The following is a 12,361-nucleotide window of genomic DNA, read 5'->3' as shown; positions in this document are numbered from 1 at the left end:
TTAATCCAGTGCGATGCATACGGTGCTGGGCTCTCGGTAGAACCCCAGGGAGTGCAGGCCCCCCTCGCGGCCGATGCCGGAGAGCTTGACGCCGCCGAAGGGGGTGTTGAGATCCCGCAGGTACCAGGTGTTGACCCACACCAGGCCCGCCTCGATGCGCGGCGCCACCCGGTGGGCCCGGGTCAGGCTCTCGGTCCAGATCGCCGCCGCCAGGCCGTAGTCGGAGTCGTTGGCCCGGGCGATCACCTCCGCCTCGTCGTCGAACGGCGCCACGTGGCACAACGGGCCGAAGATCTCCTCCCGGTTGACCGGGTGGTCGTCCGCCAGGCCGGTGATCACCGTCGGCAGGACAAAGGCGCCCTGGTCCCGGTCGTCGCCAAACTGGGGCACCTCGCCGCCGGTGACAAAGGTGGCGCCATCGGCCCGGGCCCGCTCCAGGTAACCCAGCACCTTGTCCCGGTGTTGCCGGGAGATGAGCGGCCCCATCACGGTGTCAGTATCCTCCGGGCGGCCCACCACGTAGCCCTTGGCCGCCTCGGCCAGGCCGGCGACAAAGCGCTCGTACAGGCTGCGGTGAACGTAGACCCGCTCGGTGCACAGGCACACCTGGCCACAGTTGGTGAAGGCGGCGCGGGCCACCCCGGCGATCGCCTTGTCCAGATCCGCGTCTTCGAACACCACGGCGGCGTTTTTGCCCCCCAGTTCGAAGGAGACCGGCTTCACCCCGTCGGCCACCGCCTTCATGATGGCGCCGCCGGTTTTCGACTCGCCGGTAAAGGTGACGGCGTCGACGCCGGGATGCTCGGTGAGCCACTGGCCCACGCAATCGGGGCCAAAGCCGTGCACCAGGTTGAACACCCCCGGCGGGAAGCCCACCTCGTCGATGCACTCGGCCAGCAGCGCCATGGAGCCCGGGGTCTCCTCCGAGGGCTTGACCACCACGGTGTTGCCGCAGATAAGGGCCGGGGCGATCTTCCAGGTAGCCAGCAGCAGAGGCAGGTTCCAGGGGGCGATCACCGCCACCACGCCCAGGGGCTTGTCGACGGTGTAGTGCAGCGCCTTCTGGCCAGTGGGGGTGGTGGTGTGCCAGGCCTCGCTGGGCACGTTCTTGATGAGATCGGCGAAGAAGCGGAAATTGGCGGTGCCCCGGGGGATGTCGATGGTGCGCACCTGGGGCATGGACTTGCCGGTATCGGCGATCTCGGCGGCGACAAACTCCGCCTCCCGCTCGGCCATGCGATCCGCCAGCTTGTGCAGCAGCGCCGCGCGCTGGGCGGGGCTCAGGCTGCCCCAGGGGCCGGACAGGGCGCGCCGGGCGGCGCCCACCGCCTCGTCCACCTGGTCTTGGCTGGCGCGGGCCACCCGGGCCACCAACTCGCCATTGACCGGGCTGAGGTCATCAAACCACTGGTCGCTCTCCCTGAATTGGCCGTCGATGTAGGCCAGATAGCGTCGGTTCATACTCTGTCTCAATGTCACGGAATCTATTGAGTGTATGCCCTCCTTTGATATAAAAATAATCAATTGAAATTTCGGTTTTGATAAATCGGATGGATTGAATGAACCTCGATCTCAAGCACCTGGAGATGATCCACACCCTGGCCCACAGCGACACCGTCAAGGCCGCCGCCGACAAGCTGTTCATCAGCCAGCCGGCGCTGTCGAGCCGAATCAAGGAGGCGGAGCGACGCCTGGGCACCCCGCTCTTCGTCCGCCACGGGCGCAAGCTGGTGATGAGCAGCGCCGGCAAGCGCCTGCTGCACAGCGCCGAGCGGGTGCTCAAGGAGCTGGAGCGGGTGGAGTACGACATCGGCCTGCTCAGCGAGGGGGGCCAGCAGGTGGTGCGCCTGGGGCTGCCCTACCTGGCCCCGCGCCACTGGCTGGCGGACATCTACCAGCGGATGGCCACCGACTGCCCGCAGCTGGCCCTGGAGGTGGTGCCGGTGCGCCAGGAGCCGCTGCAGGCCCTGCGCCAGGGGGAGGTGGACATCGCCCTGACGGTGCGTGCCCAGCCCCGGGAAAGCGACGGCGGCCTCTGTCACCAGGGGCTGTTTGCTGACCAACTGATGGCGGTGGTGCCCGCCGACCACCCCCTGGCCCACAAGCCGGCCCTGGTGCCGGAAGATTTCACCGCCCTGCCCTACATCACCAACGCCGCCATCCCGGAGCGGGACCGGGAGCACGCCCTCTATTTCCTGCCCAACCAGTGCGCCCCCAAACGGGTGCTCCAGGTGGGCTACCTGGACGTCATCCTGGAGATGGTGGCCCAGGGGATGGGGGTCTCCATCCTCTCCCACTGGCTGCTGGCCAGCCGGCCGGACCCGCGCCTGGCGGTGCGGCCCTTAAGTCCGGCGCCCCGGGCCCTGCACTGGGACCTCTGGCACCAGGACCAGCCCGGGATCGCCCCCTGCGCCGCCCTGCTGGCCGAACGGCTGTCGGAATAAGCGGCACCGGGCCGCCGGGGCTGGTATACTCCCGCCGGCATTCACATTGAGGACCTCCCATGGCCGACGCGCTTACCCAAGATCAGACCAACGCCTTCTACAGCCTGGACAGCCAGGGCCGTTACGACCACCTGGTGGAGGCCGCCAAGGCAAGCGGCGAACTGTACACCCTGGCCGACGAACAGGGCTGCGTGCTGATCAACACCGGCAAGGAGCAGTGCCTGCTGGTGTGGCACCACCCCAGCCTGGTGGAGAACTGGCTTAAGGACGACTACGCCAACTGTCACGCCATGGCCATTCCGCTGGCGGACTTTGTCGAGAAGTGGGCCCCGGGCATGGCCAAGGACGGTTTCGAAGTGGGCGTGGCCCCGAGCCTGGCCGGCGAGGCCATCGTGGTCAGCGCCGAGGAGCTGGCCGCCGATCTGGCCTGAGCCCCCTGCCACAGACACAAAAAAACGGCCCCGATTGGGGCCGTTTGTCGTTGCGGGCTGGGATCAGCCCAGAGGGATGATGCCGTCGACCTTGATCACCAGCGAGCAGGAACCCACGGTGGTCCAGTCCACCGCTTTCGGATCGATGGCGCCGGCGCTGCCGCCGTACACCGGGTTACCGAAGTCCCAGTAGGCGTTGGCCAGCAGGGTCTTCTCCAGATCCACGGTGCCGAGGATCCGCGCCCCGCGGTTGCGGGCGTCGTCGTTGGGCCCCACCTTGAGGGAGTTCATCGGCTCGTACTCGTAGTAGTTCAGACGCACGTCGCCGTTCATCACCGCGTTGTAGCAGGTGTTGTTGTGGTTGATGGACATGGAGGCGAAGTAGCTGTCCCCCTCCTTGCGCAGACCATAGCCAAACACCGCCACGTTGGGCACCTGGTGCTCCTCGCCGGTCAACTCGTCGGTGTACTTGCTGACGGTGACCACGGTCTTGGTGCCGATCTGGTTGCCAAACTGGTTCAGCACGTACTCCTGACCATCGTCGGGGAACATCGCCAGGACGCTCTCCCGCCCTTCCAGCTGACAGGCCGCCGTCAGGGTGGTGACCCCCTCTTCGCCCTCCTCCTTGTCCGCCAGCGCCCACTCGGCGTTGTACACCTTGCCGTTGATCCGCTCGGCCAGGTAGTCGGCGTTCAGGTAGGAGCCGCTGCCGTAGTAGGAGGGGCCGGAGGCGCCGGTCTTGCCGTCCACCACGCTGCCGCCGAAGGTGGGCTGGTCGAAGGTGGGATCCGTGGGGTCCATGGGCTCGCTCGGGCCGCCGGGATCGTAATCGGTGTGAGCCAGCAGGTAGGCATCGCCGTAGTGGGAGTCCGGTTCGTCGGTGGCGTGGCAGGTGTCACAGCTGGTCTCGGCGTTACCGAACGCGCCATGGGGGGCCGGAGCGCCCACCTTGCCGCTGTTATCTTCGCCCTCGTAACCGTGACAGCTGGCGCAGCTGCCCGGCGTCGGATCCAGGATCTGGCTGCTCATGGCCCGCACCAGGGCCACGCTGGCGGCTTCCGCCGGTGCGTTGGGATCGACGTAATCAAAGGCCACGCCAATCTCGGCGCACTGCTCCGGGAAGCGGCTGATGTAGCTCTCTGCCTTGGTTTGCAGCGCGGCGTTGTCCGACTCCAAAGCGCTCTTGTCGGACTCCAGCTGAGCGTTTTGCGCCGTCAGCTGGTCGATCAGCTCCTGTTGGGCCGGGTCCTGGACGTATTCGGTGTCGTCGGAACAGCCGGTGACGGCCAATACCGAAGCACACACAACACTCATCACGAAGACTTTTTTCATTGTGGTATTTCCCTGCAAGGTCAATAAATTCAAGGCGAGCGAATCCCTCGGTCATTACCGATGACATTCAATGTCCCTGAACAATTAAATGGTATGGATGAGTAAAAGCGTTACTCAATATACCGGTGAAAGGCCGAGCTATAGTGTATTTTTACTCGACCAAAATTGTCCTCTAATAACATCAGAGGAATCTTTTCTTTTTCGGCCAGGGCGAGGGAGGCTTTCACCCCCATCACCATAAAGGCGGTAGCCAGGCCATCGGCGGTCATGCAACTGGGGGCGATGACGGTGGCGGAGATCACCCGCTGCTGCACCGCCATGCCAGTGGCCGGATCCACGATGTGGGAGTAGCGGGTGCCCAGCTGTTCGAAGTAGTTGCGGTAATCCCCGGAGGTGGCCAGGGCGTTGTCCCCGGGGCGCACTATGGTCACCTGCCCCTGGCTGTAGGCGTAGGGCTTGTCCACCCCTACCCGCCAGGGCTGATCCGCCTGACGCTCGCCCCGGACCCGCAGCTCGCCGCCGATGTCCACCAGGTAATCCCGGATCCCATGGGCCTCCAGCACCGCCGCCACCTGGTCCACCCCGTAGCCCTTGGCGATGGCGGAGAGATCCACCCGAGTGCGGGCATCGCGCTTGACCAGGCCGGCGTCGGTCAGCGCCAGCTGGTCCAGCCCGGTGTAGGCCAGGGTGTCCCGCACTTCGGTGGCGCTGGGCACCTGCCGGACCTCACCCTCGGCGCCAAAGCCCCACAGGGCCACCAGGGGGCCCACGGTGACGTCCAGGGCGCCATCGCTCAGACGCCCCAGGCGCAGCGCTTCGGTGACCACGGTGCCCAGGTGGCCATCGAGGGCCTTGGGCTGGTGTGCCGGGCCGCGATTGAAGTGGCTGAGCTCGGAGTCGCTCTGCCAGGTAGAGAGGGCGGCGTTGAGCTCCACCAGGCGCGCTTCGATATCCCGGTGCAGGGCAAACATCTGCTCGGCGCTGAGGGCCGGGCCCTGCCACTGAAGTTGGTAATCGTTGCCCATGGTGTGGCCGGTCAAACGGTGATGTTTGGCCTGGACCGGAGAGATAACGGAAAGAAAGATCAGCAGAACAGAGCACAGGGGAAGAATGCAGATATGGGACCGTAATGGGTTAAACACCATAAATCGAACCGGGCTCGTTGCGTTGTTATTTGATCGGGAATGTATCAATAACAAAGTCAAAAAGAACGGGATCCCTTTCACATTTCCTTAATTCCCATTAACGAATCTCGAAACATCATTCAATCTTCGAAATTAAACTGAAGCTTTATGTTTTTATTTAAAATTTGAGGTCGGACCAGATCACGAATGCACTTTTTTCGAATTCATCCGACTTGAAGTCCATAAAAAAGCCCCGCTCATTGGCGGGGCTTTTTATTGATTATCGTTCCCAGTAGCTCTCTTCGAGGCTGTCCTCCCGCTCCGGCAGGGCGCGGGAGAGGCGGGGGCTGTGCTGAATCAGCACCTCGTAGCTCACCCGGTTGGCGTACTTGCAGATCTGGGCGAAGGAGGAGTAGCTGAGCGCCTCAAACTGATGCTTATCGGATTGGGGCACATTGAGCTTGTGATAGCGGTTGGCCGCCATGTCGTGCAGCAACGCCGCCAGGGCGCCATCCCCGGCGCCGTTGGTGTTCAGGATCTGCATCGGCCCGCCCAGGTAGGGGGCGATGTGGGAGTAGACCTTAACCGGGGTGGCGCAGTCCGCCTTGCGCATCGGCCGGGAAAACTCGTCCCGATTGAACCCGGGAATGGCGCCGTCGCGCACCGGGTGCTCCGTGGCCCGCAGATGGGCCTTATCGCAGTAGCCGGCGGTGTAGAGGCCCTCGGGCCCGGCGGTGCAGAGCACCAGATCGCACCACTGAAGGGCCGCCTCGCAGGCTTTAAGAGGGTCACGATAACCGGTCAGGGCTTCGGCCTCCTCCTCGTTCATCGCCAGCACGGTGACGTGCTCGGCGATAAAGTCGCGCCAGAACTGGGGGTCCTGCTCAATCAGGAAGCGGGTGCCCAGAGTCAGCACCACCGGCACCTTGTGGGCCTTGGCTTCGGCCATCGCCTTAAGGGCGGCCTGGTCGATGTTGTCGCCCTCGGCGGAGCGCATCAGGTAGGAGGCAAACACCAGCGCCCCGGCCTCGCGCACCAGCTCCGGACGGATGGCGCTGGGCTCCAGCTTGTCCATGGCGCCCTTGGAGATGGCGAAGCTGCGCTCGCCGCAGGGGGTGATCAGGGTGAAGCAGCGGCCGATGGGGCCCTCCACCGGCTGCAGGTAGCCCACGTCCACCTTGGAGGAGGTGTGGCTCAGGTACTTGTAGGCGTAGGAGCCGATCTCAATCTGCCGCTCCATCACCGCGAACAACACCGCCCGCTCGTTGGAGAGGGTGGCGAAGTTGTGCAGGGTGTTGCCGATGGTGCCCCCGGCGTGCTCTTCGACGATCAACCCCTGGGTCTTGAGCTCCCGGTAGAGGGCGTGGGCGGCGTCATCGTCGATCAGCACCGAGTTGCCCTTCACCAGGCCGTGGCGCTGGATGAGCCCATCGTCCACCCGGGCCTCGATGTCCACCAGGGTCTGGGCGATGCCGCAGATGTGGGTGTGCTGGGGCTGGATCTGTTGATCCAGGGGCCGGGGGTCCTGGCTGTCCACCGGGAAGTAATGCTTGTGTTTGCGTTGACCGGGAAATTTCATCTCAGAGTCCGCTGATCGCCGGCCGTCGTCACCGGGCAACCCGGCCGCGACGGCCCACCGCCCCAGGAGGGGCCAAAAAACAGGCGGGCGAGTCTACCACCGTGGCGGAAGCTTTGCCACCAGGCCCGCCCGCCCCGTGCCCTGGCCCCACAAGAAACGGGAAGGGTCTCCCCTTCCCGCTGTCTTACCGGGGCGCCTCAGCGCTCCCAGTAGGCCTCCTCCAGGCTGTCCTCCCGCTCCGGCAGGCCGCGGGAGAGGCGGGGGCTGTGCTGGGCCAGCACCTCGTAACTCACCCGGTTGGCGTATTTGCAGATCTGGGCGAAGGAGGAGTAGCACAGGCCGGCGAGCCGGTGCTTGCTGGACTGAGGCAGGTTCAGCTTGTGGTAGTCGTTGGCGGCCATGTCGTGCAGCAGCGCCGACAGGGCGCCATCGCCGGCGCCATTGGTGTTGGAGATCTTCTCCGGACCGCCCATAAAGGGGGCGATGTGGGAGTAGACCTTCAACGGCGCGTCACACTGGCTGCGGGTCATGGGGCGGGAGAACTCGAACTCGTTGAACTCCGGGATCGCCCCGGGCAGCAGCATGTGGCTGGTTTCCCGCTTGGTGTCCTCGTCGGTCCAGCCGGCCATGTAGAGGCCGCTGGGGCCGGCGGTGCAGAGGATGAGATCGCACCACTCCAGGGCCTGATCGCAGGCCAGCAGGGGATCGGCGTGACCGGTCAGGGCCTCCGCCTCCTCCTCGTTCATCGCCAGCACGGTGACGTGCTCGTCGATAAAGTCGCGCCAAAACTGCGGGTCCTGATCGATAAGGAAGCGGGTCCCCAGGGTCAGCACCACGGGCACCTCGGCCTGGTGGGCATAGCGGATGGCGGTCATGGCCGCGTCAGTGATGGGATCGCCGCCGGCACGCATCAGGTAGGCGGTCAGCACCAGCGCGGAGCCGGTTTTCACCAGCTGCTCGTCGATGTACTCCGGGGTCAGCTTGTCCATCGCCCCCTTGGAGATGGCGAAGGTGCGCTCACCGCAGTCGGTGATCAGGGTGAAGCAGCGGCCGATGGGGCCCTCCACCGGCTGCAGCTGGTTCAGATCCACCCGGGAGGAGGTGTTGCACAGGTAGCGGTAGGCGTAGCTGCCGATGGGGATGTTGCGGCTCATCACGCCGAACATCACCGAGCGGTCGTCCGCCAGGGTGGAGTAGTTGTGCAGGGTGTTACCGATGGTGCCGCCGGCAAACTCCTCGGTGATGAGGTCCCGCTGCTGGAGCTCGTCGTACAGGGCGTGGGCCGCGGCGTCGTCGATCAGCATGGAGTTGCCCTTTTTCAGGCCATGACGATCGATAAAGGCCTGGTCCACGTGGGCCTCGATGTCCACCAGGGTCTGGTCGATGCCGGTGATGTGAGTGTGACGAGGCTGGATCACCGGGTTGAGCTCGTTGGTGAGCGGGTCCCGAGACTCGACGGGGAAATAGTGTTTGGACTTGCGTTGACCGGGGAATTTCATCGCTGGGGATCACTTCAGCTGCAAAACCAACATCCCTGCATTGTAGCCGCCACCTGCCCGGGAAAACGGGCGCGCATCCTGCGGTGGTCCGATGGCCCGGGGCAAAGCTCAAGACTGTGCGACCGCGCCGTAAGGCGGGCGATTCTAACACAATCACAACCTGGCACCAGTGACCAATTCCACTCCCTGGCGCATGTGAGTGACCCTTTACCCACTGTGTGGCCCGTGGAAACCCGGCCGCTGGCCCCCGGGTCCCTCCTTGGGATACAGTGAGGTGACTGATTTGTTAATGAAGTGACTGACTTTCCGTGCTCGATTATCGGCTCAGCCCCCTGGGGGACAGCGCCCTGTTGGTGCAGCTCGACGCGGCCCTACCGGCAACGGAACTGGCGGCGGCCACCGCGGCCCTGTGCGCCCTGCCCGGCTGCCTGGATGCGGTGCCCGCCTACACCACGGTGACCCTGCACTTCGACCCTCTAGACCTGCCCCACCCCGAGGCCCACTTCACCCCGCTTATCGACGGGGCCCTGGCGGCGCTGCAAAAGACGCCCACACCGGCGCCGGGTCGTCTGGTGCGCCTGCCGGTGTGCTACCACCCAAGCCTGGGCCCCGACCTGGCCGAAGTGGCCGCTCACTGTGGCCTCAGCGTCGAGGCGCTGGTGGCCCGCCACAGCGCCCCGGAGTATCGGGTGCGCTTTCTCGGCTTTGCTCCCGGCTTTCCCTTTTTGGAGGGGCTGGATCCGGCCCTGGCCACCCCCCGCCGGGCCACCCCCCGCACCCAGGTGGCCGCCGGCAGCGTGGGGATCGCCGGAGCGCAAACCGGAGTCTATCCCCTGGCCAGCCCCGGCGGCTGGCAGCTGATTGGCCAGACCCCCTGCCCCCTGGTGGATTTCGATCGGCCCCGCCCCACGGCCCTGGAGCCGGGAGACCGGCTCAAGTTCGAACCCATCTCCCTGGCGCAGTTTGAGCAGATGACGGAGCGTGCCCCATGGCCTGCCGGGTGATCGCCTCGGGCCCCTTCACCACGGTGCAGGATGGCGGCCGCATCGGCTATCGCCACCTGGGGCTGCCCACCGCCGGGGCCATGGATCGGCTCGGTGCCGAGGTGGCCAACCGCCTGCTGGATCAGGCCGGGGACACTGCGCTGCTGGAGTTCACCCTCTCCGGCCCCACCCTGAGCTTCGATGCCCCGACGGTCATCGCCCTGGTGGGTCAGCAACTGGGTGCCACACTGGATGGCCAACCGGTGCCCACCGCCGCCCCGGTGGCGGTGTCGCCGGGCCAGAGGCTCACCGTCGGGCCCCTGAAACGGGGCTGTCGCGGCTACCTGGCGTTCAAGGGGGGGCTGGGAGTGCCAGCCACCTTGGGCAGCCGGGCCACCCTGGTACGGGCCCGGTTGGGGGGCGTTGAGGGGCGCGCCCTGGAAACCGGGGACACCCTGCCCCTGATCCCTTACGACGGTCCGGTGCCCGGCGGCATTTCCACCACACTGCACTTGCTGGACCCCGCCCCCATCCGGGTGATCCCCGGCCCCCAGGCCGAAGCCTTCGAGGGGGGCGTGGCGGCCCTGTGCGCCCACCCCTACCGGCTGAGCGAGCAAAGCGATCGCATGGGTTGTCGCCTGAGCGGCCCGCCACTGACCCGCCGGGATGAGCGGGAGTGGCTGACCGAAGGCACCGTGGCCGGCGCCATCCAGGTGCCGCCGGACGGCCAGCCCATCGTCCTGATGGCCGACGGCCAGCCCACCGGCGGCTACCCCAAGGTGGCGGTGGTGGCCAGCGTCGACCTGCCCCGCCTGGCCCAGGCCCGGCCCGGTGACACCCTGACGTTTGTCCAGGTGAGTGTCGAAGACGCCCGGTCGGCACTGCGCACCCGGCAACACCATCTCAACCGGCTGGCCTTCTCGGCCGCCGGGCACTGGAGGCACCCGTGATGCATTGGGATCTTAACTGCGATTTGGGGGAGCTGAGCGGCGAGGCCAACCAGGACGCCGCGCTGATGCCCTTCATCAGCTCCGCCAACATCGCCTGCGGCCTGCACGCCGGCGGGCCCGAGCTGATGGCCCGCACCGTGGCGTTGGCCCTGGCCCACGGGGTGGCCATCGGCGCTCACCCCGGCTACGACGACCGGGCCCATTTCGGGCGCCGGCCCCAGACCCTGAGCGCCGCCCAGGTGCGGGAGCTCATCCTCTACCAGCTGGGGGCGCTGGAGGCGATCGTCCGGGTCCAGGGGGGGCGGCTGCACCACGTCAAACCCCACGGCGCCCTCTACAACCAGGCGGCGGACGACGCCGAGCTGGCCCTGGCCATCGCCACCGCGGTGCGGGATTTTGACCCCAGCCTGGTGCTGGTGGGCCTCTCCGGCAGTGCCCTGCCCCAGGCCGGCCACGACCTGGGGCTGGCGGTGGCCCACGAGGTGTTTGCCGACCGGCGCTACCTGGCCAACGGCCGCCTGGTGCCCCGCACCGAGTCCGACGCCCTGATTGAGACGGACGACGAGGCCCTGGCGCAGATCCAGGCCCTGGCCCAGGAGGGCCGCGTCACCGCCCGGGAGGGCCACCGGGTGCTGCTGCGGGCCGACACCCTCTGTCTGCACGGAGACGGCCCCCACGCCCTGGCCTTTGCCCAGAAGGCCCACCAGTTTCTCACCGAGCAGGGGATCCCCCTGACGCCTCCGAACACCGACAAGGACCCCCATGAGTGACCAAAGCCTTTCCCTGACCGCCAAGGTGCCCGCGCTGCGCAGCCGGGTGCTGGGGGCCGCCGCCCTGATGGCCACCTCCGCCGTAGGCCCGGGCTTTCTGACCCAGACCACGGTGTTCACCCTGGAGCTGGGGGCCGCCTTCGGCTTTGTCATTCTGATGTCGGTGCTGCTGGACATCGCCGCCCAGCTCAACATCTGGCGGGTGCTGGTGGTCTCCGGCCGCCGGGCCCAGGAGGTGGCCAACGCGGTGCTGCCCGGGGCCGGCTACCTGCTGGCCGCGCTGGTGGCCGCCGGGGGGCTGGCCTTTAACATCGGCAACCTCGGGGGCACCGGCCTGGGGGCCCAAGTGCTGGTGGGGGTGAGCCCCGAGTGGGGGGCGGCGGTGAGCGCCGCGGTGGCCATCGCGTTGTTCCTGTTCAAGGGGGCCAGCGCCCGCATGGACCGCTTCGTCATGGCCATGGGGGCGGTGCTGCTAGTGCTGGTGGGTTATGTGCTGCTCATCAGTCAGCCGCCGCTGGCGGAGGCGGCCCGCCAGACCCTGTGGCCGGATCGCATCGATCCTGTGGCCATCGTTACCTTGGTGGGGGGCACCGTGGGGGGCTACATCACCTTCGCCGGGGCCCACCGGCTTATCGACGGCGGGGTGCACGGCGTCGAGGCCCTGCCCCAGGTTAACCGCGGCGCCACCTCCGCCATCGTGCTGGCGTCCCTCATCCGGGTGATGCTGTTTCTGGCGGTGCTGGGGGTGATGGGCATGGGGCTGTCGGTGGACGGTCAGAATCCCCCCGCCTCGGTGTTCCGCCTGGCCGGCGGGGAGCTGGGCTACCGGGTGTTCGGCCTGGTGATGTGGAGCGCCGCCATCACCTCGGTGATCGGCGCCGCCTACACCTCGGTCTCCTTCCTGCGCACCCTGCACCCGGCGCTGGAGCGCCACCACAACGCCCTGGTGGTGGCCTTTATTGCCAGCTCCGCGGGGATCTTCTGCCTGGTGGGCAAGCCGGTGACCCTGCTGATCCTGGTGGGCACCCTCAACGGATTTATCCTGCCCCTGGGGTTGGGGCTGATGCTGATGGCGGCCCACCGCCAGAGCATCGTCGGCGACTACCGCCACCCGCGGGTGCTGAGCCTGCTGGGCTGGGCGGTGGTGGTCATCATGGGGGCGATGAGCCTCTACGCAGCGACGCGCCTGCTGGGGGGCTGAGCCCGCTAAGTGATGGATATCCGGTCTAAAAATTGCGCCTGAGGCGCG

The 12,361-nt window shown here is 66.7% G+C and carries 11 protein-coding genes; 6 read left to right on the top strand and 5 right to left on the bottom strand.

Annotated features, from left to right (window positions below):
- Positions 1–1,461 (bottom strand): 2-hydroxymuconic semialdehyde dehydrogenase, encoded by a 1,461-nt coding sequence (locus KUV81_RS02010; RefSeq protein WP_222542171.1) that lies wholly within the window; start codon positions 1,459–1,461, stop codon positions 1–3.
- 98 nt (positions 1,462–1,559) lie between these two features.
- On the opposite strand from KUV81_RS02010, the gene KUV81_RS02005 reads away from it, so the two are divergent.
- Together KUV81_RS02005 and KUV81_RS02000 are read left to right on the top strand one after the other, a co-directional pair.
- Positions 1,560–2,444, top strand: a complete 885-nt coding sequence (locus KUV81_RS02005; protein ID WP_222542170.1) for a LysR family transcriptional regulator — start codon at positions 1,560–1,562, stop codon at positions 2,442–2,444.
- A 59-nt stretch (positions 2,445–2,503) separates the two neighbouring features.
- Complete coding sequence (locus tag KUV81_RS02000) at positions 2,504–2,875, top strand: DUF2750 domain-containing protein (RefSeq protein ID WP_222542169.1); 372 nt, start codon at positions 2,504–2,506, stop codon at positions 2,873–2,875.
- Between the two features lie 63 nt (positions 2,876–2,938).
- Here the strand turns inward: KUV81_RS02000 and KUV81_RS01995 are convergent, their stop codons facing one another.
- The 4 genes from KUV81_RS01995 to KUV81_RS01980 all read right to left on the bottom strand — a co-directional run bounded on the left by KUV81_RS01995 (position 2,939) and on the right by KUV81_RS01980 (position 8,409).
- A complete protein-coding gene (locus KUV81_RS01995) occupies positions 2,939–4,207 on the bottom strand; it encodes a hypothetical protein (protein ID WP_222542168.1) in 1,269 nt (422 codons plus the stop codon).
- A 110-nt stretch (positions 4,208–4,317) separates the two neighbouring features.
- Positions 4,318–5,232 carry an FAD:protein FMN transferase gene (locus tag KUV81_RS01990; RefSeq protein WP_222542167.1) on the bottom strand — a complete coding sequence of 305 codons (915 nt, stop codon included), beginning with the start codon at positions 5,230–5,232 and terminating at the stop codon, positions 4,318–4,320.
- Positions 5,233–5,611: 379 nt separating this feature from the next.
- On the bottom strand, positions 5,612–6,910 hold the full coding sequence (locus KUV81_RS01985) for an inosine/guanosine kinase (RefSeq protein ID WP_222542166.1): 1,299 nt from the start codon (positions 6,908–6,910) through the stop codon (positions 5,612–5,614).
- Between the two features lie 197 nt (positions 6,911–7,107).
- On the bottom strand, positions 7,108–8,409 hold the full coding sequence (locus KUV81_RS01980) for an inosine/guanosine kinase (protein WP_222542165.1): 1,302 nt from the start codon (positions 8,407–8,409) through the stop codon (positions 7,108–7,110).
- A gap of 308 nt (positions 8,410–8,717) precedes the next feature.
- Between KUV81_RS01980 and pxpB the strand changes: the two genes are divergently transcribed.
- The 4 genes from pxpB to KUV81_RS01960 are packed head-to-tail and all read left to right on the top strand — an operon-like array spanning position 8,718 to position 12,313.
- On the top strand, positions 8,718–9,413 hold the full coding sequence (gene pxpB / locus KUV81_RS01975) for a 5-oxoprolinase subunit PxpB (protein WP_222542164.1): 696 nt from the start codon (positions 8,718–8,720) through the stop codon (positions 9,411–9,413).
- Positions 9,398–10,342 (top strand): biotin-dependent carboxyltransferase family protein, encoded by a 945-nt coding sequence (locus KUV81_RS01970; protein WP_222542163.1) that lies wholly within the window; start codon positions 9,398–9,400, stop codon positions 10,340–10,342. Before pxpB ends, KUV81_RS01970 begins: the two co-directional genes overlap by 16 nt.
- Positions 10,342–11,112: a 5-oxoprolinase subunit PxpA gene (locus tag KUV81_RS01965; RefSeq protein ID WP_222542162.1), complete on the top strand. Its 771-nt coding sequence runs from the start codon at positions 10,342–10,344 to the stop codon at positions 11,110–11,112. The genes KUV81_RS01970 and KUV81_RS01965 overlap by 1 nt, the downstream gene beginning before the upstream one ends.
- Positions 11,105–12,313 (top strand): NRAMP family divalent metal transporter, encoded by a 1,209-nt coding sequence (locus tag KUV81_RS01960; protein ID WP_222542161.1) that lies wholly within the window; start codon positions 11,105–11,107, stop codon positions 12,311–12,313. The genes KUV81_RS01965 and KUV81_RS01960 overlap by 8 nt, the downstream gene beginning before the upstream one ends.
- The last annotated feature ends 48 nt before the right edge of the window (positions 12,314–12,361 follow it).

This window comes from Ferrimonas balearica (assembly GCF_019802085.1).
GTDB lineage: Bacteria > Pseudomonadota > Gammaproteobacteria > Enterobacterales > Shewanellaceae > Ferrimonas > Ferrimonas balearica_B.
The sequence above is the reverse complement of the archived record's forward strand: the minus strand, read 5'-3'. Positions and strand labels throughout refer to the sequence as shown.

Bases quoted from the DNA above. Each gene is read 5' to 3' on its own strand.
- KUV81_RS01980 (WP_222542165.1), bottom strand. From the start codon at position 8,409: ATGAAATTCCCCGGTCAACGCAAGTCCAAACACTATTTCCCCGTCGAG.
- KUV81_RS02005 (WP_222542170.1), top strand. From the start codon at position 1,560: ATGAACCTCGATCTCAAGCACCTGGAGATGATCCACACCCTGGCCCAC.
- KUV81_RS01995 (WP_222542168.1), bottom strand. From the start codon at position 4,207: ATGAAAAAAGTCTTCGTGATGAGTGTTGTGTGTGCTTCGGTATTGGCC.
- KUV81_RS01970 (WP_222542163.1), top strand. From the start codon at position 9,398: ATGGCCTGCCGGGTGATCGCCTCGGGCCCCTTCACCACGGTGCAGGAT.
- KUV81_RS01960 (WP_222542161.1), top strand. From the start codon at position 11,105: ATGAGTGACCAAAGCCTTTCCCTGACCGCCAAGGTGCCCGCGCTGCGC.
- KUV81_RS01985 (WP_222542166.1), bottom strand. From the start codon at position 6,910: ATGAAATTTCCCGGTCAACGCAAACACAAGCATTACTTCCCGGTGGAC.
- KUV81_RS02000 (WP_222542169.1), top strand. From the start codon at position 2,504: ATGGCCGACGCGCTTACCCAAGATCAGACCAACGCCTTCTACAGCCTG.
- KUV81_RS01965 (WP_222542162.1), top strand. From the start codon at position 10,342: ATGCATTGGGATCTTAACTGCGATTTGGGGGAGCTGAGCGGCGAGGCC.
- KUV81_RS02010 (WP_222542171.1), bottom strand. From the start codon at position 1,461: ATGAACCGACGCTATCTGGCCTACATCGACGGCCAATTCAGGGAGAGC.
- KUV81_RS01990 (WP_222542167.1), bottom strand. From the start codon at position 5,232: ATGGGCAACGATTACCAACTTCAGTGGCAGGGCCCGGCCCTCAGCGCC.